The 25,935-nt window shown below is 62.2% G+C and carries 31 protein-coding genes and 1 pseudogene; 17 read left to right on the top strand and 15 right to left on the bottom strand.

Annotation, left to right across the window (positions count from 1 at the left end; translation table 11 throughout):
• Nucleotides 1-36 precede the first annotated feature (36 nt).
• Entirely contained in the window at nucleotides 37-576 is a 540-nt protein-coding gene (locus GC088_RS03385; protein ID WP_323960510.1) for a hypothetical protein, read from the bottom strand.
• Between GC088_RS03385 and GC088_RS03380 the strand changes: the two are divergent.
• From GC088_RS03380 to GC088_RS03360, 5 genes and pseudogenes are all read left to right on the top strand, one after another.
• Nucleotides 565-720: pseudogene (locus GC088_RS03380) on the top strand (FAD-dependent monooxygenase); the annotation flags it as partial. The gene GC088_RS03385 and the pseudogene GC088_RS03380 sit on opposite strands and share 12 nt — an antisense overlap.
• Nucleotides 721-787: 67 nt before the next feature.
• The gene (locus GC088_RS03375; RefSeq protein ID WP_323961895.1) at nucleotides 788-970 is read left to right on the top strand and encodes an FAD-dependent monooxygenase; all 183 of its coding nucleotides are present in this window, start codon (nucleotides 788-790) and stop codon (nucleotides 968-970) included.
• Nucleotides 967-1,089 (top strand): FAD-dependent monooxygenase, encoded by a 123-nt coding sequence (locus tag GC088_RS03370; RefSeq protein WP_323960508.1) that lies wholly within the window; start codon nucleotides 967-969, stop codon nucleotides 1,087-1,089. Before GC088_RS03375 ends, GC088_RS03370 begins: the two co-directional genes overlap by 4 nt.
• A 6-nt stretch (nucleotides 1,090-1,095) precedes the next feature.
• Complete coding sequence (locus GC088_RS03365; protein ID WP_323960506.1) at nucleotides 1,096-1,557, top strand: aromatic-ring hydroxylase C-terminal domain-containing protein; 462 nt, start codon at nucleotides 1,096-1,098, stop codon at nucleotides 1,555-1,557.
• Between the two features lie 139 nt (nucleotides 1,558-1,696).
• On the top strand, nucleotides 1,697-2,278 hold the full coding sequence (locus tag GC088_RS03360) for a DUF6308 family protein (RefSeq protein ID WP_323960505.1): 582 nt from the start codon (nucleotides 1,697-1,699) through the stop codon (nucleotides 2,276-2,278).
• 81 nt (nucleotides 2,279-2,359) lie between these two features.
• On the opposite strand, the gene GC088_RS03355 is transcribed toward GC088_RS03360, so the two are convergent.
• The 3 genes from GC088_RS03355 to GC088_RS03345 are packed head-to-tail and all read right to left on the bottom strand — an operon-like array spanning nucleotide 2,360 to nucleotide 5,348.
• Nucleotides 2,360-2,728, bottom strand: a complete 369-nt coding sequence (locus tag GC088_RS03355; protein ID WP_323960504.1) for a cupin domain-containing protein — start codon at nucleotides 2,726-2,728, stop codon at nucleotides 2,360-2,362.
• A complete protein-coding gene (locus tag GC088_RS03350; protein ID WP_323960502.1) occupies nucleotides 2,725-3,966 on the bottom strand; it encodes a flavin monoamine oxidase family protein in 1,242 nt (413 codons plus the stop codon). Before GC088_RS03350 ends, GC088_RS03355 begins: the two co-directional genes overlap by 4 nt.
• Nucleotides 3,963-5,348 (bottom strand): MFS transporter, encoded by a 1,386-nt coding sequence (locus GC088_RS03345; protein WP_323960500.1) that lies wholly within the window; start codon nucleotides 5,346-5,348, stop codon nucleotides 3,963-3,965. The genes GC088_RS03350 and GC088_RS03345 overlap by 4 nt, the downstream gene beginning before the upstream one ends.
• 134 nt (nucleotides 5,349-5,482) lie before the next feature.
• On the opposite strand from GC088_RS03345, the gene GC088_RS03340 reads away from it, so the two are divergent.
• The 8 genes from GC088_RS03340 to GC088_RS03305 all read left to right on the top strand — a co-directional run bounded on the left by GC088_RS03340 (nucleotide 5,483) and on the right by GC088_RS03305 (nucleotide 13,102).
• Nucleotides 5,483-6,901: a PucR family transcriptional regulator gene (locus tag GC088_RS03340; RefSeq protein ID WP_323960498.1), complete on the top strand. Its 1,419-nt coding sequence runs from the start codon at nucleotides 5,483-5,485 to the stop codon at nucleotides 6,899-6,901.
• Nucleotides 6,902-7,666: 765 nt separating this feature from the next.
• Complete coding sequence (locus GC088_RS15455; RefSeq protein WP_416377510.1) at nucleotides 7,667-7,906, top strand: hypothetical protein; 240 nt, start codon at nucleotides 7,667-7,669, stop codon at nucleotides 7,904-7,906.
• Nucleotides 7,899-8,708: an ABC transporter permease gene (locus tag GC088_RS03330; protein ID WP_323960494.1), complete on the top strand. Its 810-nt coding sequence runs from the start codon at nucleotides 7,899-7,901 to the stop codon at nucleotides 8,706-8,708. Before GC088_RS15455 ends, GC088_RS03330 begins: the two co-directional genes overlap by 8 nt.
• A complete protein-coding gene (locus GC088_RS03325) occupies nucleotides 8,705-9,850 on the top strand; it encodes an ABC transporter ATP-binding protein (RefSeq protein ID WP_323960492.1) in 1,146 nt (381 codons plus the stop codon). The genes GC088_RS03330 and GC088_RS03325 overlap by 4 nt, the downstream gene beginning before the upstream one ends.
• A 102-nt stretch (nucleotides 9,851-9,952) precedes the next feature.
• A complete protein-coding gene (locus tag GC088_RS03320) occupies nucleotides 9,953-10,996 on the top strand; it encodes a polyamine ABC transporter substrate-binding protein (RefSeq protein ID WP_323960491.1) in 1,044 nt (347 codons plus the stop codon).
• A 256-nt stretch (nucleotides 10,997-11,252) separates the two neighbouring features.
• The gene (locus tag GC088_RS03315) at nucleotides 11,253-11,504 is read left to right on the top strand and encodes an FAD-dependent oxidoreductase (RefSeq protein WP_323960490.1); all 252 of its coding nucleotides are present in this window, start codon (nucleotides 11,253-11,255) and stop codon (nucleotides 11,502-11,504) included.
• Complete coding sequence (locus GC088_RS03310) at nucleotides 11,479-12,429, top strand: dihydrodipicolinate synthase family protein (protein ID WP_323960489.1); 951 nt, start codon at nucleotides 11,479-11,481, stop codon at nucleotides 12,427-12,429. The genes GC088_RS03315 and GC088_RS03310 overlap by 26 nt, the downstream gene beginning before the upstream one ends.
• A 10-nt stretch (nucleotides 12,430-12,439) precedes the next feature.
• Nucleotides 12,440-13,102, top strand: coding sequence for a hypothetical protein (locus GC088_RS03305; protein ID WP_323960488.1), 663 nt, complete (start codon nucleotides 12,440-12,442; stop codon nucleotides 13,100-13,102).
• Between the two features lie 312 nt (nucleotides 13,103-13,414).
• On the opposite strand, the gene GC088_RS03300 is transcribed toward GC088_RS03305, so the two are convergent.
• Nucleotides 13,415-13,864: a glycosyltransferase gene (locus GC088_RS03300; protein ID WP_323960487.1), complete on the bottom strand. Its 450-nt coding sequence runs from the start codon at nucleotides 13,862-13,864 to the stop codon at nucleotides 13,415-13,417.
• Nucleotides 13,865-14,000: 136 nt separating this feature from the next.
• Here GC088_RS03300 and GC088_RS03295 point away from each other — a divergent pair, with 136 nt between their 5' ends.
• Nucleotides 14,001-14,906 (top strand): LAGLIDADG family homing endonuclease, encoded by a 906-nt coding sequence (locus tag GC088_RS03295; protein ID WP_323960486.1) that lies wholly within the window; start codon nucleotides 14,001-14,003, stop codon nucleotides 14,904-14,906.
• A gap of 302 nt (nucleotides 14,907-15,208) precedes the next feature.
• On the opposite strand, the gene GC088_RS03290 is transcribed toward GC088_RS03295, so the two are convergent.
• From GC088_RS03290 to GC088_RS03280, 3 genes are read right to left on the bottom strand one after another with little or no spacing between them, the layout of a single operon-like run.
• Complete coding sequence (locus GC088_RS03290) at nucleotides 15,209-15,373, bottom strand: amino acid permease C-terminal domain-containing protein (protein ID WP_323960485.1); 165 nt, start codon at nucleotides 15,371-15,373, stop codon at nucleotides 15,209-15,211.
• Nucleotides 15,352-16,356 (bottom strand): amino acid permease, encoded by a 1,005-nt coding sequence (locus GC088_RS03285; RefSeq protein ID WP_323960484.1) that lies wholly within the window; start codon nucleotides 16,354-16,356, stop codon nucleotides 15,352-15,354. The genes GC088_RS03290 and GC088_RS03285 overlap by 22 nt, the downstream gene beginning before the upstream one ends.
• 18 nt (nucleotides 16,357-16,374) lie before the next feature.
• Nucleotides 16,375-16,611: a hypothetical protein gene (locus tag GC088_RS03280; RefSeq protein WP_323960483.1), complete on the bottom strand. Its 237-nt coding sequence runs from the start codon at nucleotides 16,609-16,611 to the stop codon at nucleotides 16,375-16,377.
• 246 nt (nucleotides 16,612-16,857) lie between these two features.
• Between GC088_RS03280 and GC088_RS03275 the strand changes: the two genes are divergently transcribed.
• The gene (locus GC088_RS03275; RefSeq protein ID WP_323960482.1) at nucleotides 16,858-18,246 is read left to right on the top strand and encodes an FAD-dependent monooxygenase; all 1,389 of its coding nucleotides are present in this window, start codon (nucleotides 16,858-16,860) and stop codon (nucleotides 18,244-18,246) included.
• Nucleotides 18,247-18,452: 206 nt separating this feature from the next.
• Nucleotides 18,453-18,896, top strand: a complete 444-nt coding sequence (locus GC088_RS03270) for a hypothetical protein (RefSeq protein WP_323960481.1) — start codon at nucleotides 18,453-18,455, stop codon at nucleotides 18,894-18,896.
• A gap of 131 nt (nucleotides 18,897-19,027) precedes the next feature.
• On the opposite strand, the gene GC088_RS03265 is transcribed toward GC088_RS03270, so the two are convergent.
• From GC088_RS03265 to GC088_RS03250, 4 genes are all read right to left on the bottom strand, one after another.
• A complete protein-coding gene (locus tag GC088_RS03265; RefSeq protein WP_323960480.1) occupies nucleotides 19,028-19,714 on the bottom strand; it encodes a glycosyltransferase in 687 nt (228 codons plus the stop codon).
• Between the two features lie 97 nt (nucleotides 19,715-19,811).
• On the bottom strand, nucleotides 19,812-20,555 hold the full coding sequence (gene istB, locus GC088_RS03260; protein ID WP_323960479.1) for an IS21-like element helper ATPase IstB: 744 nt from the start codon (nucleotides 20,553-20,555) through the stop codon (nucleotides 19,812-19,814).
• Nucleotides 20,552-21,103 carry a Mu transposase domain-containing protein gene (locus tag GC088_RS03255; RefSeq protein ID WP_323960478.1) on the bottom strand — a complete coding sequence of 184 codons (552 nt, stop codon included), beginning with the start codon at nucleotides 21,101-21,103 and terminating at the stop codon, nucleotides 20,552-20,554. The genes istB and GC088_RS03255 overlap by 4 nt, the downstream gene beginning before the upstream one ends.
• A 133-nt stretch (nucleotides 21,104-21,236) precedes the next feature.
• On the bottom strand, nucleotides 21,237-21,590 hold the full coding sequence (locus GC088_RS03250) for a hypothetical protein (RefSeq protein ID WP_323960477.1): 354 nt from the start codon (nucleotides 21,588-21,590) through the stop codon (nucleotides 21,237-21,239).
• Nucleotides 21,591-21,799: 209 nt separating this feature from the next.
• On the opposite strand from GC088_RS03250, the gene GC088_RS15450 reads away from it, so the two are divergent.
• Complete coding sequence (locus GC088_RS15450; protein WP_416377491.1) at nucleotides 21,800-22,180, top strand: tyrosine-type recombinase/integrase; 381 nt, start codon at nucleotides 21,800-21,802, stop codon at nucleotides 22,178-22,180.
• A 16-nt stretch (nucleotides 22,181-22,196) separates the two neighbouring features.
• On the opposite strand, the gene GC088_RS03245 is transcribed toward GC088_RS15450, so the two are convergent.
• The 3 genes from GC088_RS03245 to GC088_RS03235 all read right to left on the bottom strand — a co-directional run bounded on the left by GC088_RS03245 (nucleotide 22,197) and on the right by GC088_RS03235 (nucleotide 25,021).
• Nucleotides 22,197-23,369, bottom strand: a complete 1,173-nt coding sequence (locus tag GC088_RS03245) for a hypothetical protein (protein ID WP_323960476.1) — start codon at nucleotides 23,367-23,369, stop codon at nucleotides 22,197-22,199.
• A gap of 495 nt (nucleotides 23,370-23,864) precedes the next feature.
• Nucleotides 23,865-24,485 carry a hypothetical protein gene (locus GC088_RS03240; protein ID WP_323960475.1) on the bottom strand — a complete coding sequence of 207 codons (621 nt, stop codon included), beginning with the start codon at nucleotides 24,483-24,485 and terminating at the stop codon, nucleotides 23,865-23,867.
• Complete coding sequence (locus tag GC088_RS03235; protein ID WP_323960474.1) at nucleotides 24,482-25,021, bottom strand: hypothetical protein; 540 nt, start codon at nucleotides 25,019-25,021, stop codon at nucleotides 24,482-24,484. The genes GC088_RS03240 and GC088_RS03235 overlap by 4 nt, the downstream gene beginning before the upstream one ends.
• Nucleotides 25,022-25,935: the final 914 nt, after the last annotated feature.

Genomic DNA, 25,935 nt, shown 5'->3' with positions numbered 1-25,935 from the left:
GAGACAGATCATCACCGGGGCTTTCCCACTCGCTCGCTACTCCTGCTCGAGCCTGACTGTTGTGGTGGTGCCCAGCGCGCTGACTTCATAGCTGATTTCACCATTCTCATAGGTGAACTCTTTGCTCTCCTCGCTGGAAGCCAGAAGAGCAGACTGCATAGCCTCGATATCACCCTCGGAGGTCCAGATGTGCGGCTTATCCGCTTCCAGCGGCGCTTCGAAGCTTCCCACCCAGTAGAGGGACCGCGTGTCGCCGCCATCAGTCACCCACTCGACGGTAATCGTGTCCGCAGTGATAGTTGCTTGCTGGTAGGAGTCCTCACTGTTGGAGTTGCTCTGCTTCCACTCCCCCGTTAAGTCAGGCACCTCTGGCGCTTCATCGACCGCAGTGGTTTCCACACTTTCGGGCGCTTCAGACGTTTCTGGCGCGTTGTCAGCTTGGCCTCCGCAACCGCTCAGGGCCAGCGCCAGCACGGCCGCCCCCAGTATTAGCCTCTTCCCCAAATCAGTTCCTCTCAATCGGATGTCATCTCTAGAATCTACAGTTGGATCGAGGAACGAGGCGTGTCCGTTCATCGCGGAATGGAGGTGACCGGCTTCGCCCAGGACGACGACGGCGTCGACGTCCGTCTCAACGACGGCCAGCAAATGCACGCACAGTACCTGGTTGGCGCCGACGGTGGACGAAGCGCTGTCCGCAAGGCAGTGGGCATCGGGTTTCCCGGTTGGGATGCGACGAGGAGCAGGACCGGCGACTTAGCCAACCCTCGCCGACCTCTCCAAAGCGCTGACCGACATCTACGACACCGTCTTCGGCGTCCACTCCCCCACTTGGATCTCGCGCTTCACGGACTCCACGCGCCAGGCCGCCACATATCGCAGTGGCCGCGTGATCCTGGCCGGCGACGCTGCACACATTCACTCGCCATCGGGCGGGCAGGGCATCGGCTCGGGATCTAGGACGCCGTGAATCTGGGCTGGAAGCTCGCACTGGTGATCAGGAGTATCGCGCCGGCCAGTCTGCTGGGCACTTATCACTCCGAGCGGCACCCTGCCGGTGCCCGCGCCCTCAAGCACACTATGGCTTAGGCACTCATGCAGAAGTCCGATCCGCGCGTTGGTGCACTGGCCGACACGGTCGCCGACCTCCTGACCATTGACGAAGCCCGAATACGGCTGGCCGGACTCATTTCCGGGCTCGACGTCCACTACGACCTCGGCGAGGGCCACTTACTGCTAGGCCGCCGCATGCCCGACCTCGACATCCTCACCGCCGACGGCACGCGACGCGTCTTCACCCTGCTTCACGACGCTCGTCCGGTTCTCCTCAACCCTGGCGGGCCGGGAGCAGTAGAGCCGGGCCCGTGGGCGGACAGGGTGCAGTTGATCGACGCCACGTACGACGGCGAATGGAACCTCCCGGTGATCGGTCCGGTCAGCGCTCCTACCGGCGTGCTGATCCGCCCGGACGGCCACGTCGCGTGGACCGGAGACGGAACCGAGGCAGGCCTGAAGGGCTCACTGGCCAAATGGTTCGGTAGGTCATCAAGCCAATGACACGAGGATGGACTCGTTGCTTACGATGACGGCGGGGAATAGGTCAGAATCGCGCGATACGGTATGGGTACCCGTCCGCATTCGAACGCTAAACGGTTACTACAATTTGGGGGACTTCATGACTGCTGGCTTAGCCTCGTTGAAGAGCGTCGCAGAGGAAAAACTGGACAAGTACATGTCTCGATCCTCGGGTTACGCGTTCAACACTTATGACCTGCAGGGACCTGTGGATGCACCTCTGACGCCCGCTGACGTGCTCATGGCCAACCTGCTTAGCCTCCAGTTGAGCGCTCGAGATGTCATCCCCCTGTTCGCTGACGGTCATTCGCCTGCACAGAACCTTAAGCAGGCACTGGACGAGGCACTCACCGAGCTCAAAGACGCGAAACCTTTCGAGAGCTATGAAAATCTCTCCGATCTAGAGCACGCCGTCGCATCGCTTGCGGCCGCAAACACTGCCGCAATTCCAGTCAAATGGTGGACGGCAGTGACCGTGTCCAAAGTGCTGCATCGTCGCCGACCGCACATCGTGCCGATCATCGACAGCCGCGTCCACGCTTTCTATGGCACGAGAAGTCCGGCGGCCTTGCGCGCAGCGCTTTGGGAGGACATCAAGGAAAATCTGGATTGGCTCAGGGAACTGGCTGCGGACAGAAGAACCGCAGATGGGCGCAAGCTCTCGGTCTTGCGCCTGGCGGACATCGTTATCTGGATGTCCTAAGGCGCTGCTTAAACAGCAGCACCAGCACCGGGAACTCCCCAGTGCTGGCGCTAGCCTTCAAGCCTCACGAAGTCGAAACCGTCACGCCACCGGCGCCGGTACGGAGGCGGTGTTCAGCACCGCGTAGGCCTTGACGAGCGGCTTGCGGATGACCCAACGGCCGGCCCAGCCGTCCTCCATGGTAACCGTAACGCCCGGCGCCAGCGGGGTGACCTCGCCGTTTTCGTGCACCAGCTCGCCCTCGCCCTCGATGATGTGGATGTGCTCCACGTAGCCGGAGTGCGCCGTCGTAAATTCAACCTCGCTGACCCGCCAGAGACCGGTCTCGCCAGTGGGCAGCGAGGAGGTAACGAAGGTGGATGCTTCAGGTGCTCCGTTGAGGACGCGGTGGGAAGCGATGGCCTCGGCTGCGGGCCAGTCGGTGTTGGAAAGTTCGATGCGAGTGGTCATTTGGCTACCTCCGAGGTGAGTTCGATTGATTCAAGGACGCGCTGGGCTGCGCGCTGTCCGCTGCGGATAGCGCCCTCCATGAGTCCGGTGTAGTTGGGGTCTGCGTATTCGCCGGCGAAGTGCACATCGCCGATGGGTGCTTCCAGCGCTGCCGTGTCGGCGTCGGTCAGCGAGGAGGCGTGGGCGGTGTAGGCGCCCTGCGCGTACGGGTCTCGCGACCAAACGGTGGCAATCGCGGGGTCGCCGATCGCCAGGTCCGGCCTCAGTTCGCGTACTGCGCTGAGCCAGGACGAGGGGTCGTGCGCCACACCGGCCGCGTCGATCGCCTTGTGTGAGCCCATGAAGCTGTTGAGCACCGGCGCCACGTCGCCGCTGGCATCGACGGCGGTCCACGTCCAGTACCGCCCGGCCACCGACATCACGGCCGAAGTCTCGGGAGCCCGCTCCAGCGGAGCGTGCAGCTTCACCGCATGACCCTGGATCACACCGTCAAGTGCGCGCTCCCGCTCAGCGGTGGTCGGCATTTCAATTACCGAGCGGTCGCGCAGCACCGAGAAGGGAACGGCGACGACGACGGCGTCGAAGTCCTCCCGGCCGTCGGCGGTGGTGACCGTCGCCCCGCCGCCATCGCGGGATTCCACCCGGGTGACCGGCGTGTTCATGCGGATGGCACCGTCGAGCTGGGCGGCGAGCGCCTTGGGCAGGGACTGGTTCCCTCCCCCGACGCGCCAGCTCTTCTTCGGTTCGAAGGAGGCCACCTGGGTGAGCGCCCCGGCGGTCACCTCGTCCGCTCCGACGGCTGTGGAGATTTCGATGCGGGCGCGGAGCGTGTCCACGAGCTGGGGGTCGGCGTCGAGCTGTTGCAGGACATCCTCCGCTGTTGCGGAAGGGCCAACCTTCGCGACGACGGCGCCCGCGGCCTTGCCGGTCTCGACGATGTCGGCGGCGGTGAAGGGCACGTCACCGGGTTCGCGGACGTAGTAGCTCATGCCGGTCTCCACCAGCGAGAGTCCGTTCTCCTCGGCGAGGCGTTGCATCTCTGTGTAGGCGTCGAGCACGAACTCCGCCCCCCGTTCAATGACCCGAGGCCCGTCGAACGTCTGTATCTCCTCGGACCAAACCCGTCCGCCTACCCGGTCCCGGGCTTCAAAGACGGTGACGGTGTGGCCGGCGTCGTTCAGGCTGGTTGCGGCGGTCAGGCCGGCGAACCCGGCTCCGATCACTGCGATGCGGCTCATCGGGAGTACTCCTTGGCGGCAACCGGGGCAGCGGGAGCCAGGGACGAGGTCTCGGCCAGGCTGCGGCCCTTGGTCTCCGGCGACCAGGCGATGCAGACGATGAGGGCAACGATGGTCATGCCCGCTGCAATGAGCAGGGTGCCGCTCAGTCCGATGGTCGCGATGCCGATGGGCAGCAGGTACGTGCCGCTGGCGGCACCGATGCGGCTGATGCCCACTGCAATACCGACGGCGGTGGCACGGATCTGCGTGGGGAACAGTTCGTTGGGGTAGATCCACTGCAGCACGCTCGGGCCACCGGAGACGAAGGCGTAGAAGGCGAAGGCGCCGACGATGAACCAGGACGGTGCGTCCTGCCAGATTCCCAGTGCCATCAGCGGCAGGGTCATGAGGGCGAACGGCCAGACGGTCATCGGGCGACGGCCCCAGGACTCGATGAGCTTCAGTGCCGGGATGATGCCGACGGCAAACAGGGTGGCGATCAGCAGCTCACCAAGGGTGGAGGCGTTGGTGCCTTCGATGCCCGCAGTCAGCAGGATGATGCCGCCGAAGGTGTAGAGCGCGTACTGCGGGGTGATCTGCGCGAAGTACAGGACACCGCACATGATGATTCGCTTCAGGTAGCCGCCGCGGATGATGAGCTTGAGATCCTGGGCGAAGCTGCTGCGGGTCTCAGCAGCGGAGGTGGCGTCGGCCGGCAGCGAGGCATCGGGGCCGTAGACCTGCTTCATGACGGCGTCGGCCTCGGCAATGCGGCCCTGGTTGGCGAGCCAGCGCGGGGACTCGGGAATGCCGCGGCGCATGAGGACCACAATGATGCCCACCACGGCACCGCTGAAGAGCATCCAGCGCCAGTTCTCGTACCCGCCGGAGATGTTCACCACGAGGAAGGAAACAAGGAAGGCAGTCATCGCACCGACGGACCAGGCCAGGCCGGAGACGCCGATCATGAAACCGCGGCGCTTGCTCGGGGTGAACTCGGTGAGCAGCGACGTGGCAATCGGGTAGTCAGCCCCGACCGCGAGGCCGATGATGAAGCGCAGCACGATCAACTGCCAGGCGTCGGTCACGAAGGCCGACAGACCGCAGGCGACCACCAGCACGGCAAGGTCCAGCGCGTACATCTTTTCCCGGCCGATGCGGTCGGTGAGTGCGCCGAACACGATCGCGCCGAAGAAGATGCCCACCAGCGAGGAGGCGCCGATCAGGCCGGCCTCGACCGGCGTCGTCGTAATGTCAGCTGCGAAGCCCACAAGCGCGACGCCGATGAGGCTGAGGACATAGCCGTCAAGGAACGGGCCGCCGCAGCAGGCGATGAGGAGTTTGCGGTGGAATTTGGAGGTTGGCGCGTTGTCGATGGCGCCGTAGGTGTTGGTGCTCATAACCATCTTCCTTGATGAGTGAATGAACGAGACTGCATTCAGGTTAGGTGCACTGTGACGCAGGCCATATTGGCCTGAAGTAACAAATCCGCACTCCGCTATTACTCCAGTATGAACGGGTCTACGATCCCACCATGACCAGAGACGTTCTTCGGGTGGAGGATCTGGTGTCCACCGCGAGCCTGGACATCCGCGTCCTGGCCGGCAGCAGCGGGCTGCGGCGCGACCTGCTCTGGGCGCACAGCTGCGAGATGGAGGATCCCACCATCTACCTGGGCCCGCATGAGCTGCTGATGACCATCGGGCTGTGCGTGCCGAAGGACCCGTCCGAGCAGGCGGCGTTCGTGGCGCGGCTCGATGAGGCGGGACTCTCGGGCCTGATGATCGGCGACCATGATCCCGCGCCGCCGCTCTCCCCCGAAATGTTCTCCGAGGCCGACCGCCGGGACTTCCCGATCCTGCTGGCCGGCGTCAATACCGCCTACGCAGTGGTGGCGCGCCATGTGGCGGCGGCCAACTGGTCGACGGAGAGCCTGCAGGTGCTCAAGCTGAGCAAGCTGTACCACGTGGCGACCTACGCCGAGAAGGACCTGACCTCGCTGCTTCGCGAGGTGGTGCCCTCCCTGCGGGCAGGGCTGAGCATCGTGGATACGGTCACCGGCATCACCCTTGCCTCGGTGGCACACACCGAGGATGCCAGTACTGAAGTACGACGACGGCGGTACCAATTGCGCGGCAACCATCCGGCTGAGCTTGTGGTCGCCGAATACCCGGGTGAGGAGGTGGGCAGCTTCCTGCTGGTCCACCTGACCAAGATGCTCGAGGTGGCCACCGATGCGGTGTTGGCGGCCGCCGACCGGCGGGGTGAGCTGGCGGAGCGATTGCTGGCGGGACTGCTGAACGGGTCGGCGACTGAGGAGACGCGCGAGTTCCTGGCGCCGCATGTGCCGTCGAACGGGTTCCGGCTGGCGGCGTTGCCGCGTGGCCGGGTGGCAGCGGTTGGCCGTGCGGTGGCGCTGGCGGCGATGCCTGTGCTGCTTGGGACCGGGCGTGAGCACGGACTGGCACTGGTTCCAGTAGAGGAGCTGGCTGGGTTCCGGGAGTTGGTGGAGCAGTTGGGTGTGCAGGTGGGGGTGTCGTCGGTGTTCTACGACTATGTGGATACCCGGACCGCGGCGGTGGAGGCCGGCAAGGTGCTGACTGCCGCCGAGCACACTGATGCCCCGTGGACGGAGTTCGAGGGCAGCACGCTGTCGGTGCTGACACGGTCACAGCGGGAATCGGCGGAGATTGTGACGGGCGTACTGGGCCCATTGGCGAGCGATTCCCCGCGCATCGCCCTGCTGAGAGAGACGCTGTTCTGCTACTTGCGCAACGACCGCAAGTGGAACGAGACGGCTGCGGAGCTCGGAATCCATCGGCAGACCCTGTCCTACCGGCTGAAGCGGATTTCCGAGGAAACCGGCCGGGACCTGAACCGGACACCTGACCTTGCAGCGCTCTGGGTGGCGTTCCAGGCGTGGGAGAACATGCACGGCACGGGGACGAGCTAGCCGCGCGGATGAACAGGTCGTTCAAATTCATACGCTGAGCTAATAGGCTCCATCGCGACCGCACCCTAGTGTTTGTGTCCTGCCTCACTTCTTGACGAAAGCGATCAACGATGACCGCGTCAACCCTTGACACATCACTGAAAGCCCCACCCCGTCCGGTGGGCACCCGCATCCCACCGAAAAGCACGAAAAACAGGGTTGTCCTGACCCTGCTTCCGGCCGTCGCCTTCCTGGCAGTCTTTTTTCTGTATCCGCTGGCCAACATCGTCTGGCTGAGCTTCACCGACCCGTCGGTGGGCCTCGGCAACTACACGGACCTGCTCACCGACGGCATCTCGGTGACAGTCCTCGTTCGGACCCTTACGACGTCGGCCCTGGTGGCGCTGTTGACCCTGCTCATCGCCTACCCGTACGCCTACGCGATGACCAAGGTGTCCGCGAAGACCCGTGGAATCCTGACCCTGCTGGTCCTGCTGCCGTTCTGGACAAGCCTGATGGCCCGCAACTTCGCCTGGTACGTACTGGAGCAGCGCGGAGGACCGATCGATCAGTTCTTCTCGTTGCTCGGCATCGAGGGCATGGTCCTCCTGGGATCCCTGGCAGGCGTCACCATCGCCATGGTCCAGGTCATGCTGCCGTACATGGTGCTGCCGCTGTTCACCTCGCTCAACGGCATCGACACCCGGCTGATGGATGCGGCGATGAGCTGCGGAGTCCTGGTGGACCGCCTTCCGAACGGTGTACCTGCCGTTGTCGCTGCCGGGCATGGTGTCCGGGTTCTCCCTGGTCTTCATCATGTCCCTCGGGTTCTACATCACCCCCGCCATCCTCGGATCACCGCAGCAGTCCCTCATCTCGCAGCTAATCGCCACCCGCGTCACCGACCTGCTCGACTTCGGCAGCGCAAGCGCCCTGGGCGTGGTCCTGCTAGTGCTGGCCCTGCTGGTCCTTGCCGGCGTCGCCTTTGTCACCACCATGAGCCGACGGGAGCCGAAGAATGCTTAAGCGAAAGATCGCCGCCGAACGGCGGATCGGGTGGACCCTCCGCCTCTGGGTCCTGGGAGTTGCCGCACTGCTGCTCGCTCCTACGCTGATGGTCATCCCCATGAGCTTCGGCGCCGCGGAGAGCTTCCAGTTCCCGCCAAAGGACTGGTCGGTGCGCTGGTACGTGGAGTTCTTCACCTCGCGTGAATGGATGGCGTCATTGGCCAACTCGGTGCAGATCGCTCTCCTCTCATCCCTTCTGGCAACTATCGCGGGAGTGGGAGCGGCGCTGGGACTGGACCGGACGAAGTTCCGTGGCCGTGCAGCCGTCCGCGGCGGACTGATGGCACCGCAGATTGTGCCCGGAATCGTGGTCGCGGTCGCGCTGTACATCGCGTTCCTGCAGATGGGATTGACCGGAACCATCCTCGGCTTCATCCTCGCCCACGCGGTGATCGCTGTGCCCTTCGTGGTCATCGCGGTCTCCACCAGCCTCGCCGGTTTCGACCGGACTGTTGAGACGGCCTCCGCGAGCCTCGGCGCCGGGCCCATCACCACCTTCCGGCGGGTCCTCCTCCCCCTGCTGATGCCGGGCGTGCTCTCGGGCTTCGTGTTCGCGTTCGTGTCCTCGTTTGAGGAAGTCGTCATCGCGCTCTTCCTCCAGAGCCCCAACATCCGCACCCTGCCCGTGCAGATGTACAACAGCATCACCCTGGACATCGATCCCACCATCGCCGCGGCCTCCAGCATCATCGTGGTTGCCACCACCGGCATCCTCCTGCTCGCCCAGCTGGCCACCCGTCGAAAGGAAGCGTCGTCATGACCTCCAACTCCAAGAACCTCAGCCACGACATCCGCATCGACTCCGTTGTCAAGCAGTACCCCCACACCCAGCGGCCCGCCGTCGACAACGTATCCCTGGACATCGCGGCCGGCGAGTTCGTCACTTTCCTCGGCCCCAGCGGTTCGGGAAAGACCACAACGCTCTCGATGATCGCCGGTTTCACCTCCCTGACCTCGGGCTCGATTCTGGTGGGCGGCAAGGACATCAGCGGGCTCAAGCCGCACAAGCGGAACCTCGGCGTCGTGTTCCAGCAGTACGCCCTGTTCCCCCACATGACCGTCCGGGAGAACATCGGCTACCCCCTCCAGCAGCGCAAGTTCTCCAAGGCGGAGATCGCCGCACGGGTAGACGAGGCGCTGGAGCTGGTGAGCCTGACCAAGTGGGCGGACCGGCTGCCGCGGCAGCTTTCGGGTGGCCAGCAGCAGCGGGTCGCACTGGCACGCGCTGTTGTCTACGAGCCCGGTGCGCTGCTGCTGGACGAACCGCTCGGCGCCCTGGACAAGAAGCTGCGCGACGGGCTCCAGAAGCAGATCGCCCGGATGCACCGGGAGCTGGGCATGACCTTCATCTTCGTCACCCACGATCAGGAGGAGGCGCTGACCCTCTCCGATCGGATCGCGGTCTTCAACGAGGGCCGGATCGAACAGGTCGGTAGCCCCGAGGAGCTCTACGAACGTCCCGCCACACTCTTCGTGGCCGAATTCCTCGGCGAGTCCAACATCTTCCGTGGACGCACGACGGCGGATGGCCGGCTTGAGTGCGACCAGTTCGGCTTCGATCTGTCCGACAGCCAGCGGACTGCCTGCAGCGACGGCGCCGCGGTTGTTGTCAGGCCCGAGCGGCTCCACCTGAACCCTGCCGGTTCAGTGTCCCCCGCTGGGCACGTCGAGGCCGAAGCAGTCATCAAGGACATCACCTATGTGGGGAATCACCACCGGGTGGGCCTTGAATTCCCTGACGGCAACTGCGGATCAGCGATGCAGATCGCCGGATCCGCCGTACCAATGCTTCCCGGCGCACGCGTGACGGTGAGCTGGGACCCAGCCCACCAGAGCATCGTGAATGCCCCCGCCACCCCAGAGCAGAGAGTCACACCCAGCCTCGTAGCGGCGCACTCCTAGCTACAAGACCGTCCTGCTGCCAACGTCACCCAACCGGTGACGCTGATGCACCCTGCTCACATTCGAAACACCACCCACCACACGCTTTCAAAGGAGAATGCAATGAACATCAAGCCACTGATCGCAGGAGTAGCCGCTGTCGCTGCCGTAACCACCATGTCCGGATGCGCCGTCGGCGTTTCCGCAGCCGGAGAGGGCGAGGGCGAACTGACCTTCGTCTCGGCGGGAGGTGCTTTCCAGGACGCCCAGATCAAGGTGTGGCAGGAGCCCTACACCGCCGAGACCGGCACGGGCTTCGTCAACGACAGCCCCATCGACGACGCGAAGATGAAGCTGATGGTCGACAGCGGGAACGTCATCTGGGACACCCTGAGCGTGACCACCGGTACGTCGTTCCAGTACTGCGACGAGTACCTCGAGAAGCTCGACTTCAGCGTGATCGACAAGGACGCCTACCCGGAGGGCCTGGTCAGCGACTGCGGTGTGCCGGTCTTCGGCAACTCCCAGTACATGCTCTACAACACGGACGCCTTTGGTGGTAACCCTCCCACCACCGCTGCCGACTTCTTCGACCTGGAGAAGTTCCCCGGTAAGCGCCTGCTGCTTCCAGAAATCACGGTCGGCCTCATCGAGTTCGCGCTCATCGCCGACGGCGTGCCTCGGGATGATCTGTACCCGCTCGACGTGGAACGCGCCCTGGCCAAGCTGGACACCATCAAGAGCGAGCTGGTGTTCACCGAGACCTACGCGCAGGTTCAGCAGGCACTGGAATCGTCGCAGGTGGAAATGGCTCTGTCACTCAACGCGCGTGCGGCCCTCGCCATGCGGAACGGTGCTCCCTTCGCTCCGGTCTGGGACACCGTCATCATGACGACCGACTCCCTCGTCATCCCGAAGGGTGCACCCAATAAGGAGGAGGCAATGAAGTTCATCGCCTCGGTGCAGGACAAGGAGAAGCAGGCGGACATCGCGGAACTCCTCACCGTCAACCCGATCGATGAGGACGTCAAGCCGGAGCTCGACGAGGTCCAGCAGAGCATCTACCCCTTCGATCACGAGGAAGCCTTGGTCTACTCCGACCCAGCCTGGTGGGGCGAGAACCAGGAGAAGGCGATCGAGCTCTACAACGCCTGGAAGTCCAAGTAACCCGTAGCTCTCTCCGACCGCCACGGCGCCTCCAGTCTCCGGATTGGAGGCGCAGGCGGTTAGAACCGGATTGCGCCAGAATGAAACAACGTGACTGACAGGGCTGAGGTGACCCGTACGGGCTAGACGTTTCCCGCCGGCCGCGCTCGGAGGAAACCTACTGGCTGGCCGGTGACGAAGTCCGCCGCGGCAACCTCGAAGACTTCATGAAGCTCATCGACCCAGGCACGACCCGGGTCCTTACAGACACCATGAAGTGGCTGCCCCGCCCCTGGATCAGTTCGCCTACGTCAACGCGCTGCGCTGGACCGCCGGAGCCTCCGGGCATTGGTACCTGATGCACGAAGCCTCAGCCATCTACCGGCTCAAGAACGGCAACGACACCCTGATCAGAGCCATCGCCTCAGACGCAGACGCCGACATCCGCCTGAACTCCCCGGTCACCTCCGTCCGCCACACCGACGACGGCGCCACCGTCACCTATGGCGACGGGCAGGGGAACGCTTAGGAAATCACTGCCCGAAGCGCCGGCGGCCAAAACGTCAGAACTCACGGGCGTCTTCACCGCGCTGATCACCCCCTACACAGCCGAGGGACACGTCGACGAGCGATCACTGCCCCGGCTGGTCGATCGCAGCATCGACAGTGGCGTCGATGGGGTTGTGGCGTGTGGTTCAAGCGGTGAGTTCGCCGCCCTCAGTCACCAGGATCGGCGCTTCGTCGTGGAGAGGGTCGTGGATCAGGCAGCGGGACGGGTGCCGGTGATTGCCCAGACCGGTGCCATCAGCACGGCGGAAGCTATTGCCCTTACCCAGCACGCCGAGGCCGTCGGGGCTTCCACCGCCATGGTGATCACTCCGTACTATGACGCGCTCCCTGCTGCCGAAGTGGAGCATTACCTGCGCGACGTCGCTGGCTCGGTCAGCATCCCGATTAAGATCTACAACTATCCAGCGGCAACCGGTCTCAATTTGATGCCCGAGACGGTCGGCAAACTTGCGCAGGAAGTTCCGAACATCCGGTACATCAAGGACACGAGTGGTGACCTTGCCCAAGCCCGGGGATTGGTTCGTGACTACGGGGACATCATCTCGACGTTCATTGGCTGGGACCCGTTAGCGCTGGACGCCCTACTCCTCGGCGCCGCAGGAGTCATGGTCGGTACGGCGAATGTTGTTCCGTCTCAGTTCGTGTCTATCCGGCACGCGGTACTCGCGGGCGATGTGGAACGGGCAAGGGAGGACTGGCAGCAGATCCGAGCTCTCGTCGAGGCAATCTCCAACGCTCCTTTCGCGCCGGCTGTGAAGGCCGCGCTTGAGGTGGAAGGGTTCCGGGCTGGTGATTCACGCAAGCCGCTTCTCGGTTTGGATCAGCAGAACTCCACGGCGGTTGAGGCTGCGGCAAGGTCAAGGCTCCTGCCCCACGCTTCCTAGCACCTACTCAGTGGGGTTCGACGCTCCGGCCGCAGCGGCCTGGTCGACCGAGAGCCTCGGCGTTCAGCCTGAGCAAGCCGTGCCACATGACGCCAACGAGGACGCCAGTGTGCGGAAGTACGACGACGGCGCTACCAGCTTCGCGGCAACTATCCGGCTGAGCTGGTGGTCGCCGAATACCGGAGGCGAGGAAGTGGGCAGCTTCCTGCTGGTCCACCTGACGAAGATGCTCGAGGTCGCCACCGACGCCGTACTCGCCGCGGCCGACCGGCGGTGCGAACCGTCGGACCGGCTGCTGACGGGACTGCTCAACGGGTCGGCAACGGAGGAGACACGCGAATTCCTGGTCCCACATCTGCCGTCGGACGGGTTCCGGCTGGTGGCGCTGCCGCGAGGACGGGTTTCTGCGGTGGCGCGCGCGGTGGCGCTTGCGCAGTCGCCGGCACTCCTCAGCACCGGGCATGAGTACGGGCTGGCGCTGGTTCCGGTCGAGGAGTTGTCCGCGTTCCGCTGCCTGGTCGGCGAACTGGGTGTGCAGGTCGGAGTGTCCTCGATCTTCTACGACTACGTCGACACCCGGACCGCGGCAGTGAAGGCCGGAAGGTCCTCACTGCCGCCGAACACACAGCAGCACCGTGGACCGAGTTCGAGGGAAGCACCCTCTCAGTGCTGACCCGGTCACAGTGGGAATCCGCGGAAATTGTGACGGGGGTACTCGGTCCACTCGCGAGCGACGGCAGTACAACTGAGTTCCCGCATGCTATGCTTCGGGTCTAAATATCGTATTTTTACGATATCTACCTACGAATCGAGCGAAAAATGGGCAGACCACCTGGTGCAACGAACAAAACTCCGAGAGAGCTTCGAGCCGAAGCGAAGCGTCTCATGGAGAAGGCCAAGTATATGGAGAAGCTCGCCGCTCTGAAGCAACCGAAGAAGAAGTAGGTACTGGTCTATCGGGTGAGGGCATGGGCGCCGAGACCAGCTAGGGAAAAGTTGGCGACGAAAGTTGAGAAAGGTACTCCATGCGGGCCCGGGATCCGCTGGGGCATCCGTTTATCGGGGAACAAGTACTTCTGATCACCTGCTCATCACTACACCCGACAGCCTGATGATCAGCGCGGGCAGCGTCCTCCAACAGATCGAGCAGCGCATCTAAACCACGCGATCCCTCGATCGCCTTGCCGATCCGCTGTGCGTGCTGCTGGTAGGAGGGATCGACGAGGACCTTGCGCACGGCCTTCGCGACGTCTTCGGGCTTGGCACGGTTGGTTCGCAGGTTGATGCCGGTCCCCGACCACGCAACTCGTGCCGTCACTTCGGCTTTCTCCTCCGACTGACCTGCAACCACCAGCAGAAAACTGTGGCGTAGCGCGAATAAGCTTGCTGATATGCAAATTGGTGGCGGTCTTGCCGACAAGACACCAGTATTCACGGCCAATGGTTGGGTGAACCATGGGGACATTCGACCCAGTGATTATGTCTACTCACCGTCAGGTGAGCCAGTAAGGGTCCTGGCAACCACGGGTTCAACCCCACAAGAGTGCTATGAGGTGCACTTTGACAAGGACGTGAGCATAGTTGCCTCGAAAGATCACCTGTGGTCGGGCTATCGCCAGTATCGGCACGGCGACACGAAGGTTCGCGGTAAGGATGGCAAATATCGCCACATCACCACGGGCGGCTTGGTGAGACGGGACCTCACTTGGACTACGGAGCAGATTGCCGCACTCCCCCGGAGCGTGCGGCACGGGTCAGCGGGTGACCGTTTCGTGACAAGCCGCTCATTCAGAATCCTTATGCCGGAGCCCTTGAGGATGCGCAAGCGTGGCGATTTGCTTGTTGATCCGTATCTTTTTGGAGTGTGGCTGGGGGACGGCAATCAGACAAGTGGGCACGTCTCTGTGGGCAGGGAGGATCACGAGTGGATCAATTCTCTGGGCGGCAATCCAGTCCCCTCCAACTCGACTGAAGGGAGGAGCGGCGTTCACTTTCCGGGCCTCAAGGGTCTCCTTGTCAAGGAAGGGATTCTTTCTGGCAAGCACATTCCCGTGAAGTACCTTCACTCGTCAAAGAAGCAAAGATTGGCCCTTTTGCAGGGGCTCATGGACACGGACGGCAGTGCCCTTAAGGCGGGCAATTGCGAGTTCGTTAACACGAACCTTGCGCTTACGGACGGGGTTGAATTTATCCTCTCCTCACTCGGAATCAAGTACAAACGGACAGAGCGCGTTGGCAGGTTCAACGGCGTGGAGCACAAGCCGTTTGTGCGGCTTGCGTTTGTTTCCCCGCTCCCAATGTTTCGGCTTGAGCGGAAGCTACAGCGGCAACGCTTTGAGCTTGCGGATCAGTCCATGACACGCAACGTTCAGCGTGCCGAATCCGTGGGAGTTGTGTCCGCACAGTGCATCGCGGTTGAGGGCTCCATGTACCTAGCTGGGAATCAAATGGTCCCAACGCATGACTGTGATGAGTGAGGCAGGACGCCCGGGCTTGAGGATCGGGCTGTTCCCGCGCCAAGTGAACAGCTGGTCCATGTAACGCCACTTCAGAAGATTCGAGCCTGAGTGCCTGACTGAAGGACAGCGCCCTCTCAGCGTTCTTGTGCTTCAGCAGGCGGGTGGTGGCTAGCCGCGCTGCGGATTCTTCCTTGTTCCGCCGCAATCAGCGGTGCGCGGCGCGGAAGTTCGCGTGGGCATCGAAGCGTAGCCCGGACCGCCGGTGACCAAGAGCTGCGCTTCCGCGAGTACAGGAAGTACACCGCGAGGCCGGTGGCCATTCAGGCAAAGAACCGGAGCCAGGTTCCGCCGGTGAGGTTGAGCATCAGGAAGAAGCACAGCGCGATGGCCAGGATCGGCAGCACCGGCAAGAACGGCACGCGGAAGGACCGCTTCAGATCCGGCCGGGTGCAGCGCAAGATGATCACCCCGAGCGCCACCAGCATGACGCGAACAGGGTCCCGATGTTCACCAGTTCCGCCAGCGTGGACAGCGGCACGAAGGTCGCGATGATGGCGATGACGATTCCCGCGAGCAGCGTGAACCGGTAAGGCGTCCCGAACCGGGGGTGCACTGCCCCGAGCGCCGGGGGCAGGAGCCGGTCCCGGCTCATCGCGAACCCGACGCGGGTCTGGCCCAGCAGGAGGATCATCGCGACGACGATCAGGCCGATACACGCACCGATCGCCACCACGTTGCCCATCCAGGTGACTCCAACGGCGGTGAATGCGGTTGCCAGCGGCGCGCCGTCGGCCGGGTCGATGTCCGTGTAGGGCCGGATTCCGGTGATGATCAGCGAGACCGCCATGTACAGCACGGTGACGATCGCGAGGGAGCCGAGAATGCCGATCGGCAGGTCCCGCTGCGGGTTGCGAGTTTCCTCCGCGGTGGTGGCGATGACATCGAACCCGATGAACGCGAAGAACACCAGCGCCGCCGCCGCGAACACGCCGCCCAGCCCGTACACGGTCGGCTCGAGCCGGAAGATCGTCTCCACCAACGAGATGTCGAGCGCGCCGGCTTCACTGGGTGCAGTGCCCTCGCTCGGCGGAATGAACGGCGACCAGTTGGCGACGTTGATGAAGAACAGACCGACGATGATGACCAGCAGCACCACCGCCACCTTGATCGCCGTCACCACCTGGTTGATGCGGCTCGAGAGCTTGATGCCGGTCATGAGCACCACCGTCAACCCGAGGATGAGCAGCCCGGCCGGCAGGTTCATCACGCCGATATCGACCGAGGCGACCGCTTCGGGAATCGCGAACGGAGTGTCTGCCAGCACCACGCCGTGGTACTGGCTGAACGACGTCGCCAGAGCCGCAGAGCCAACCGTGAACTCCAGCACCAGGTCCCAACCGATGATGAAGGCCCCCAGCTCGCCCAGCGTCGCGAACGAGAAGGTGTAGGCGCTCCCTGCCACCGGCACGGTGGACGCCAGTTCCGCCTAACAGATGGCGCTCAAGCCGGCGACAACACCGGCAAGAAGGAATGAGATTGCGACGGCGGGACCCGCGTTCGCGCCGTCCGCCTGCCCCGTGAGCACGAAGATTCCCGCGCCGACACACACGCCGACGCCGAAGACAATGAGATCGAGCGCGCCGAGGTTCTTCTTCAGCTGGTGGCCCGGCTCCTCGGTGTCGCGAATGGACTGCTCGATGGATTTCGTACGGAACACACTCATGGCCTGACCCCTTGCTCTGGGACTGTGACTGCTCTCACTTACGTCTGGCTTGAGCACGATTCTATGCCCGTGGACGGGACTTACAACTGGTGAGTGAGAAGGGAGATGCGGGGGGGCGTTCGCTGGTCCTTCCATTTCCAATGTATTGCTGGGAAGGAGGCTTGCGGCAAGACCCCGGTCATGCCTCACACTGGCTCGGATGCATCCGAACAGTGCACCGCAACAGCATGAAAAGGCGCGGTTTGAATGGCTGACGTGATTATCGCCGGAGGCGGCCCCACCGGGATGATGTTGGCCGGTGAGCTCGCCCTGGCTGGAGTGGACGCGGCGATCATCGAGCGCCGCCCGACATCGGAACTGGTGCGCTCCCGTGCCGGCGGCTTCCACTCGCGAACGATTGAGATCCTCGATCAACGCGGCATCGCCGACCGGTTCCTCGCCGAGGGCCAGCCCGTCCAGGCGGCATTCTTCGGAACCACGATGCTGGACATGAGCGACTTCCCTACCCGCCACCCCTACACGCTCGGCCTGTGGCAGAACCACATCGAGCGAATCCTGGCCGGCTGGATCGAGGAGCTCGGGGTGCCGTTCCATCGCGGAATGGAGGTGATTGGCTTCGCGCAAAACGACGACGGCGTCGACGTCCACCTCAGTTACGGCAAGTCGGTACGCGCTAAATACCTGGTCGGCGCCGACGGCGGGCGGAGCACTGTCCGCAAGGCGGCCGGCATCGAGTTTCCCGGCTGGGATGCGACGCGGAGCAGCCTGATCGCGGAGGTCGAGGTGATCGCGGAGACACCCTCGGGAATGCGCATCGATGAGGTGGGCGTCCACGGCCTCCACCTGATGGAGGACGGACGAACCACGCGGGTAGTCGTCACCGAGAAGCACCTTGGACCGGCGACCGAGCCAACCCTGTCTGACCTCGCCAAGGCACTGACCGACATCTACGGCACCGACTTCGGAGTCCATTCCCCAACCTGGATCTCGCGGTTCACCGACGCCACCCGGCAGGCCGCGGCCTATCGCAGCGGCCGCGTGCTGCTGGCCGGGGACGCCGCGCACATCCATTCTCCGTCCGGCGGTCAGGGAATCGGACTCGGGATCCAGGACGCCGTGAACCTCGGCTGGAAGCTCGCCCAGGTGGTCAAGGGCATTGCGCCCGCTGCCCTGCTGGACACCTATAACGCCGAGCGGCACCCCGCCGGTGCCCGCGCACTGAAGCACACGATGGCACAGGCGCTCATGCAGAAGACTGATCCGCGGGTCGGCGCGCTGGCCGACACCGTCGCCGACTTGCTCACAATCGACGAGGCGAGGAAGCGGCTGGCCGGGCTCATCTCCGGTCTGGACGTCCACTACAACCTCGGTGACGGGCACCCGCTGCTCGGTCGCCGCATGCCCGACCTCGACGTCGTTACCGCCGAAGACCCCGTGCGTGTGTTCACGCTCCTGCACGATGCCCGTGCGGTGCTCCTCAATCTCGGCGAGCCAGGCAGTATCGATGTGGGTCCGTGGACGGACCGTGTGCAGTTGGTGAACGCAAAGTACGACGGCGAATGGAACCTTCCGGTGATCGGTTCAGTCAGCGCTCCTACCGGCGTGCTCATCCGGCCCGACGGCCATGTGGCTTGAACGGGAGGCGGAACCCCGGCTGGGTTGGAGGACGCGTTGGCCAAGTGGTTCGGGTCTGCACCGCGCTAGCGCTCGGCAGGCTCCAGGGCCTTCAGGTCCGCCAGTGCTTTGACGCCGCACCCTAATCACCTCAAGATTGCCGCCTCGGCACGAAGGCCGACGATACCGCGAGTATCCGCATGAGTATACCTATGTACGGTTGAGTCATGGATTCGTGGCAGATTGCGATTATCACGACAGCAACAGGTGGGGCGTTCGCAATTATTGGTAGCTGGCTAGGCAGCAAGTGGGGGAAGAAGACAGAGCACGACCAATGGCTTCGGAACGAGAAAAAGCAAGTTTATGTATCCTCGCTCAGAGCGCTCGACGAGCTTCGCTTGTTCCTTCTAGATGTGAGGGCAGGCCTCGCTAGTAAGTCATCCCTTGAGCAAAGCGACTACATCCCGACATTCTCGCTTCTGGCACCCAAGAACGTGGCCGAGCGATATGAGGCGTATGAAGTCGCCCTCACGGTCATGCTGAACTCCGCCACTCCCGCATCTTCAGGAGAAGAGGTCACGGACGAGGAATGGAAACAGATCGATCAAGAGGTACTTGAAGCCCGCCACTACTTCGTACAGACGGTTCGAGGGAACCTGCGGTCTAAATAATCGTCGATAGCCGTCCGTGAGCATTTGAGATTTGAACAAGTCTCACAAACGTCCAAGCGTTTGCGGCTGTCCTGTGGCGGAGCTACATCCACGAGGAACTGAGTATCGCTTGTCGGCATCGAATAGCACGCTTAGCGCTCCGCCGGCACCAACGCCTCGATCAGATCCACCAGCGCATCCACCCCACGCGACGCCTTGATCGCCTCCCCGATTCGTTCCGCCGCCTCCCGGTAGGAACTGTCGGCGAGAACCGTACGCACCGCCTTCGCGACGTCATCGGGCTTGGGACGATTGGTGCGCAGATTGATTCCTGTGCTCGACCCCGCAACACGGGCACAGACCTCCGTCTTCTCCTCGGTCTGGCCGGCGACCACCAGCGGCACGCCGTGGCGCAACGCGAACTGCACTCCCCCGTATCCGCCGTTGGCAACGAGCACGTCGGTCTTGGGCAGCAACTGGTCGTAGGGGAGGTAGGAGGAGACGCGCACGTTGGCGGGCAGCGGTCCGGTGAGCGTAGACTCCGGTCGGCCGCCGGTTGACACGACCACGAGCACATCCTCATTCGCGAGCCCGTCGATAGTGGGGCGGACGAGGTCGTCGAAGTCCTGGTTGGCGACGGTGACTTGGGTGACGTGGACGACGGGGCGGCCGGCGTCGAGCTCGCCCCACCACTCGGGCAGCGCAACCTCGGTGGACTCCCTGCCGCCGCCCTGCGAAACCGGACCGACGAAGTGCACGGTATCTGGAAGGTCGGAGCGCGGGTACTCGAACTCGGGCGTGAACTGGGCAAGGAGGTCAGCCCGGCGTGGCCAGTCCATGAAGAAGCCGGGGTGGTCCTTGTGTTAACGCCAACCGAAAATAGGGCCAGGTTGCCGACTGAAAATGGGGCCACGCGTTGTTCTATTGTGCCTGAAGCTATGTTCGTGTCTTGTTCCGGAGGCGATAGCTGCTGCCGGTGAGGTTCAGGACTTCTGCGTGGTGAACGATCCGGTCAATCATCGCCGAGGCAATTGTCGCGTCGCTGAAAACTTCTCCCCATCTGCTGAAGGCGAGGTTGCTGGTAAGCACCAGGGAGGCGTGTTCATAGCGGGATGAGACTAGCTGGAAGAACAGGTTGGCTGAGTCCTGATCGAAGGGGATGTAGCCGACCTCGTCAACGATGAGCAGCTTGCATCGGCGTAGCTTGGCCAGCTCCTGGGGCAGGCGGCCGCGGTCGTGGGCTTCGGCCAGTCTCGATACCCACCCGGTTGCGGTGTCGAACAGGACCCGATGCCCGGCGCGCGCGGCGCGTATCCCGATCCCGACCGCCAGGTGGGTTTTCCCGGTGCCGGGTGGGCCGAGCAGGACCACGTTCTTGGCTTCTTCCAGGAAAACTCCGGTGCCCAGGTGCGCGACGAGGTTCCTGTCCGCGGCAGGCTGATGGTCGAAGTTGAACTCTTCGAGCAGCTTGTGTCCGGGGAACTTCGCGGCCCTGATCCGTAGTGCGGCTCCGGAAGCTTCGCGTTCGGCGACCTCGCGGGAAAGCACAGCAGCGAGGTATTCCTCATGTGACCAGCCTGCCTCCCGAGCCTGGTCACCAAGGGATCGGTAGCCATCAGCGATCCGCGGTGCGCGCAGTGCGCGGGCGTAGTACTCGATGTCTTTCAGAACGACGTTCACCGTCCTGCCCCGGAGAGCTCGCGGGCGTCGTCGGGGATGGCGACGCCGAACAGCTCGTCATAGATGGACAGGTCCCGTTCCTCTACCACCGTGGACCGTCCGGCCTTGACTCTGCGATGGATCCGGCGGAGGGAGGCGGCTTCGTCTACGTGACCGGGGTCGGTGAATATCTGGTGTCTGGCCCACCGCCGCTCGTGTCTGGACAGCAACCGGCCGTCTGCGCTCACGGTCACCGTCTCCAGGTCTGCTTCGATGTTCACGATCCGCCCGATCGCTCCCGGGTCCACGGAATAATCGTTGGAGAAGACCCGCACGTAGTAGTCCCGTGGCAGCCGGACGCTGCTGCGGAAGGCTAACTCTGGCGCCACCGGAGTCAACGGCCGCATCGCATCCCGGTCTCGGACGAAGAGCTCGGCCGGGCGTCCGTGCCGGGTCCGGGAGTACCGGGCGTTCGCCCGCGGCAGCCAGTCAGCGAGCTGGTCATTGAAATCCGGCGGGGACGCGAAAGTCCGACCGGGCATGAAGCCCTGCCGGAAGTAATGGTTCATCCGCTCCACGATGCCCTTGGATTCCGGATCCCGTGGCGGCAACTGCCGGATCGCAGCCCAGCACGCCGGCGAACGCCGCCGCCGGCTCCGTCAACCTGCCCTGGCCGATCCCCGACTCGTTGTCCCAGACCAGCTACATAGGCACTGCACCGGCCTCCTGCAGGAATGACCACATCCCGCCCAACAGATCAAAAGTCGTGCGGGTCGGCAGCATCCTGGCCTGGATATAACCGGAGAACGCGCTCGTCATCACCAACACCGGAGGCTTGTCATCCTGCCCGTGCCCCAGCGGCAGCGGCTCATGGGGAAACCATAAATCGCACTGCATCGCCTGACCCGGTTCATGGACCAACCAGTCCACCGGATCCGCAGGCATATATTCCGGCCGAAGGCCACGAACTTTGTCCCGGAACAAGGATGCAGAGCCCGTCCAGCCGACGCGTTCAGCCAACACCGAGGCCGGCATCGTCGGCGTTCGAACCAACAAGGCCCGCACCTGCGCCGCGTAAGCATCAAAGCTCTACCTGCAGGCTTCCGCTCATACTTCAGCGGCCGCTCCGCCTCCAACGCCCGGTCCACCGTCCCCCGGGAAACACCGAGCTGTTTAGCCAACTCCCTCTTGGAGATCTTCTCCGTCGCGTATTGGTGGCGTATCTGCGCCCAAACATCCAATGTGATCACCTTCCATAATGGTCAGTGGCCTCATTTTCAGTTGGCGTTATTGGCCCTATTTTCGGTTGGCGTCAACACTCCCTCGGGACCACAGGGCAGCAGCTGGTGACAGCTGCACCCAAAAGCCTGCGGATCTTCACGACGGCCACGGGCAAGCGGCGGGCACAGTCTGAGGCATTCCGCACCGTGCAGCGGTTAGCGCGCGTGGCCGACATTGAGGGAGAAATCAGCCCGCACAGTCTCCGGCACACGTTCGCAACCATGGCCCTGGATGCGGGAGCCGCTTCGCATGATCCGCACGACAGTATGGGCCACGCTGACCCGCGCACAACGCGCCGATACGACCGAGCACGAAACGAGCTGGCGAGATTCGCCGGGTGCGATGTTACTCATGCACTTGGCTAATGAGACAGGACGTCTACTAGCTATCAAGCCGCTGCATGATGCGCGCCCACATAGCGAGATGAGAGCTCGCCTCCTCTAGCCGCCGCTTCACTTTCACTGGTGCCTGAAGCGCTTCCGAAGCCTCACCGAATGCCATGTAATCGCTCGATAGCTGATCGATTACGTTGCTGGTGGGCAGGTTCACCCAAGAAGTGATTTCGTCGGCACGCGCGCGAACGGAGTGTCGCATTAGCCCGTGGTAATCCAAAGCTGACGGAGAATTACCGGCGCATTCTTCACACTCACATCTCACAAGATCGGGAAATTGACGCCACACGATCTCTGCGAGATCAACCGCCACATATCGATGCAACCGGGGAACGTAATATCTGGCCGGTGGCGCACCAGACGAAGGCAGCTCGATCCACTCGCGATGCTCACCGAAGCCGATCCCGTGTGAAGCGCCAGTGAGACCGTGACGGGACAGTAGGACCGCTAAGAACCCGCCGTACAATGCAAATACTCTCTGCCCACGAGACGATGCCTGCTGGAGTGCAACACCATATTCAAGAAGGTCCTGTTCAGATGTTGACCGGAATTCCTCTAAGCCACTGACCCAGGCTACGAGCTCTTCATCCTGTACCCCTGCCGCGAGCTGCCCCCAAAGCAAAGGACTATCCGCTGCGAGAACCCTACGGAGCTTATTTTCGATCCCCTTCACGCGGCCATAAACCTGAGAATGCTTCCATATCGCTTCCGAAACCTCGGACCAACCGTCGTTCAGGCTTCCAACCATCGCGTATGGAGGGAGTACGTAGGCGGGGTCCTGGCGGTCATCCGGAAACACGACCTCGTTCAACCGGGCGGCATATTTGTTGAACGTCTTGGTTTGAACGTCCTCAAAGCCCACGTTGAAGTCGATCCAGCGCTCCGCGATCAGTCTGAGGGCGGCGTCGTCTAAATCGCCTGCGGTCAGCTGAGTATCTCGATCTACAAGTGCCGGAACGCCCAATACCTCAGCGAGCATCACATGCGACTTCTTAGGTCGGGCTAGTCGATTCTGAAAGAGCGGGAAACGGGAGTCGATGACATACGGGTCCTTGGACCGCGCGGACAGCGAAAGTACGAAGCCCTTGGTACCTTCAGCTTGAAACGCAGCTATCGTTCCTGGTACGACGAGCCCGTCGAAGGAGTCGGAGAGATCACGCACAGTAGTTTGGTCTGTGGATCCATAGCTCAAGTAGTGCTGGTACCTTCTAAACAATCGGGTCCCCAACTTCCCTTAGACGTTTCTGGGCACGAGCCCGCGACCGAGTGTCAAAATCTGGAGTACCAGGACGCCTGAGCACAGTAGGCGAGTCTTGCGCGACCACTATTATGCCGATACCAAATCGTACTGCTTCGTCCACGTTGGACTGCCTAGGTTGCCCGCCGAGAACAACCCAGGAGCGATCGAAAGTTCTTTTGTTGTAGAGCGCCTGTTCTAAAGCTCGCGAAAAGCCCCCAAGTTTCAGCTCGTAGGATGAGAGGACGCCGGAGCGGGTAAGGGTCGCAAGATCAACTCTTCGCCCGTTCAGCGGAAACTCACGCATCACAATGCTGTCAGGGCGAACCCATCGAAGAGCACGCAACCACTCGACCAACGGTGGCATCATTTTCGACTCGCCACTAGTAATGAAAGTCTCATCTTGAGGAGCGAAAGCGATCATGAGGTGTTTCCCTCCGTGAAGTCCTCGACCGGGTTGGCGTCCTCTATCCCTGCTTGTATTCGAGTTTCCAAGTGGGCGTAGGCAAGATAGGCAAAGAGAGTTACCGCCGCACAGACCGCTGTCAGCACTAACGAGAATCTCCAAAACATCGCGTGCTGAAATGCAAGATAATAGGCCGCAGTGGTTGTCGCAATCAGTAGCGTCATAATGCTGGTCGAGTATTTCAATAAGCTGCAAATGTTCAGCAGGTGGCGATACTGTTTGCGGATGTGGTGGCGCTCTCGGAGGAGTCGGACGCTAGTAGCTGCCGGCTGCTCGACCCGCGACGGATCCATGATCAACGCTAGGGGATCAAACGTCACGTCGTCATGAGGGAGAATTTCGACGATCGCATCCCTCAGCACCCTCAAAGACTGAAAAACTCGTTCTGTTAGACCTTCAAAAGCTAGATCAACGTCATCTCTGAGTCTTTTAACAGTACTGCCCCGCAGGTGTACGGCTTTGATTGCGCCGCCTAAGCATGCAAGGAAAAGAACGAGCGCGACTCCACTGAGGATACTTATATCTGGCTGCGGATCCGTCTGAGCGGCCTGAGCAAAGGTGTGGCCATCGATCACCCGTTTGTCCCCATTATATCGTCGCGGATGACAGACTTCGTTGTGTACTTTTCGTACTTGGAATAAACATAACGAATCAGTTGCCGCAAAGGTAAAAAAGCAAAGCGTTCTTTCAAAGCAGCGATCTCAGATAGCGAATCTTGATCGAGCTCTTGTCTAAGCGCATTGTAGTAGCGCCAACCGCGCTCAGTCAGTTTGAAATCCCGCGTAGCGTAAGGATCTCCTCTAAGACCAATGGTCTCTCTTTGCTCCCAGGTGTCGGAGGTATCTTCAGCAAGGCGTGACGAATCCTCAATAAGCTGAGCGGCAGCCAACGTATCGACCGCCTGATATATCTTCTGTGAGAACGGCCCAAAGTTGTATGCCTCAAAGTCCGCGCTCTCATCGAGCCACTCCTTGCTCGAAGTTTCCCTTTCGAGTAGGAAAATTAGCTTCTCAAGCCGAGTGATGCCCTGGATCTGTCCACTAGCGCCGTGCTTCGCAGGGGTTCCGAGCAGGAGCACGATGGCGTCGTCTATCTCGATGAGGTTGCCCACGATGGTTCTTCCTTACTTCAATCCGCTACCTGCGCGATGCGTTCGTCTCTGACGCTCCAGCACTCTTTAGATTGTATGTAGTGCGGTTCCGGCTGCCCGTCATCTGTGCGGCGCGCTGCGCACGTTAAGACTACTCCTGACGTCCGTTCTCTGCTCTGGACCGGACTTCTGCACGCATAGAGCGCATCACTTTCCGATACGGCCCTCGTGAGCATGAAGGTCGTTGAGTAGAGGGGCTTTCCGCTCGATGTTCGTCTTCAGATGGAGCGGGCTTGCCAGGGGAACGCGCTTCTCAAACTGTTTGTAGGACTTCTGGTTGCAATCACCTCCCCAAATCGGCTCCGGCGGCTCGGTCATGCTCGCGTTGACGCAGGGTTTTAGGGCAGTTTTGTTCTCACCGAGGGTGCTGTAAGCAAGTAACGGCTGCGCTAAGTCTCTACGTTGGTGCTCGATCTCAACTCACACTCGACTCAGATAGGACGGTAGATGATGAGGGATTTTGAGGGGCAACGAGCGCGATACTTGGTGCGCCCAAGAAAGTTTCAGGCCGTTGGATCAGTTGAATCTAGCTCACCCAACGGCCTTGCCCGGTGCCCTCGATAGAATTCGAACTTACGACCCTCTGCTCCGGAGATAGAAGACAGATCGAGTCACAGCTGGGTTGGACCTCGAAAAATCACGAGTAGTTGCATTGTCACGTACACACGCTTCTTCAACGGCAGCGCGCTCGGATGTAGCCAGAGCCGCCAACGACAGCTTCGGTTGCTTCGGTTCCCAGCAGACGCTCGCGCCGCCTACTCCATGATGCGAGTCACGATTCTCCGGACTAGTTTTCACGTCCTGACTCTGAGCGGCTGGCTGTCCATGCCTCTCAGAGCCCTCACCCATTCTCTCGATGGGTCTCGCTGGCCCAG

Origin of the sequence: Arthrobacter sp. JZ12 (assembly GCF_035189165.1) — a bacterium.
Classification (GTDB): Bacteria; Actinomycetota; Actinomycetes; order Actinomycetales; family Micrococcaceae; genus Arthrobacter_D.
The sequence above is the reverse complement of the archived record's forward strand: the minus strand, read 5'-3'. Positions and strand labels throughout refer to the sequence as shown.

Coding starts and splice junctions, on each gene's coding strand:
- GC088_RS03385 (WP_323960510.1), bottom strand. CDS start 576: ATGAACGGACACGCCTCGTTCCTCGATCCAACTGTAGATTCTAGAGAT.
- GC088_RS03365 (WP_323960506.1), top strand. CDS start 1,096: ATGCAGAAGTCCGATCCGCGCGTTGGTGCACTGGCCGACACGGTCGCC.
- GC088_RS03355 (WP_323960504.1), bottom strand. CDS start 2,728: ATGACCACTCGCATCGAACTTTCCAACACCGACTGGCCCGCAGCCGAG.
- GC088_RS03350 (WP_323960502.1), bottom strand. CDS start 3,966: ATGAGCCGCATCGCAGTGATCGGAGCCGGGTTCGCCGGCCTGACCGCC.
- GC088_RS03345 (WP_323960500.1), bottom strand. CDS start 5,348: ATGAGCACCAACACCTACGGCGCCATCGACAACGCGCCAACCTCCAAA.
- GC088_RS03340 (WP_323960498.1), top strand. CDS start 5,483: ATGACCAGAGACGTTCTTCGGGTGGAGGATCTGGTGTCCACCGCGAGC.
- GC088_RS15455 (WP_416377510.1), top strand. CDS start 7,667: ATGGTGTCCGGGTTCTCCCTGGTCTTCATCATGTCCCTCGGGTTCTAC.
- GC088_RS03330 (WP_323960494.1), top strand. CDS start 7,899: ATGCTTAAGCGAAAGATCGCCGCCGAACGGCGGATCGGGTGGACCCTC.
- GC088_RS03325 (WP_323960492.1), top strand. CDS start 8,705: ATGACCTCCAACTCCAAGAACCTCAGCCACGACATCCGCATCGACTCC.
- GC088_RS03320 (WP_323960491.1), top strand. CDS start 9,953: ATGAACATCAAGCCACTGATCGCAGGAGTAGCCGCTGTCGCTGCCGTA.
- GC088_RS03310 (WP_323960489.1), top strand. CDS start 11,479: ATGGCGACGGGCAGGGGAACGCTTAGGAAATCACTGCCCGAAGCGCCG.
- GC088_RS03290 (WP_323960485.1), bottom strand. CDS start 15,373: ATGCTGGTGGCGCTCGGGGTGATCATCTTGCGCTGCACCCGGCCGGAT.
- GC088_RS03280 (WP_323960483.1), bottom strand. CDS start 16,611: ATGAGTGTGTTCCGTACGAAATCCATCGAGCAGTCCATTCGCGACACC.
- GC088_RS03275 (WP_323960482.1), top strand. CDS start 16,858: ATGGCTGACGTGATTATCGCCGGAGGCGGCCCCACCGGGATGATGTTG.
- GC088_RS03270 (WP_323960481.1), top strand. CDS start 18,453: ATGGATTCGTGGCAGATTGCGATTATCACGACAGCAACAGGTGGGGCG.
- GC088_RS03265 (WP_323960480.1), bottom strand. CDS start 19,714: ATGGACTGGCCACGCCGGGCTGACCTCCTTGCCCAGTTCACGCCCGAG.
- GC088_RS03255 (WP_323960478.1), bottom strand. CDS start 21,103: ATGAACCATTACTTCCGGCAGGGCTTCATGCCCGGTCGGACTTTCGCG.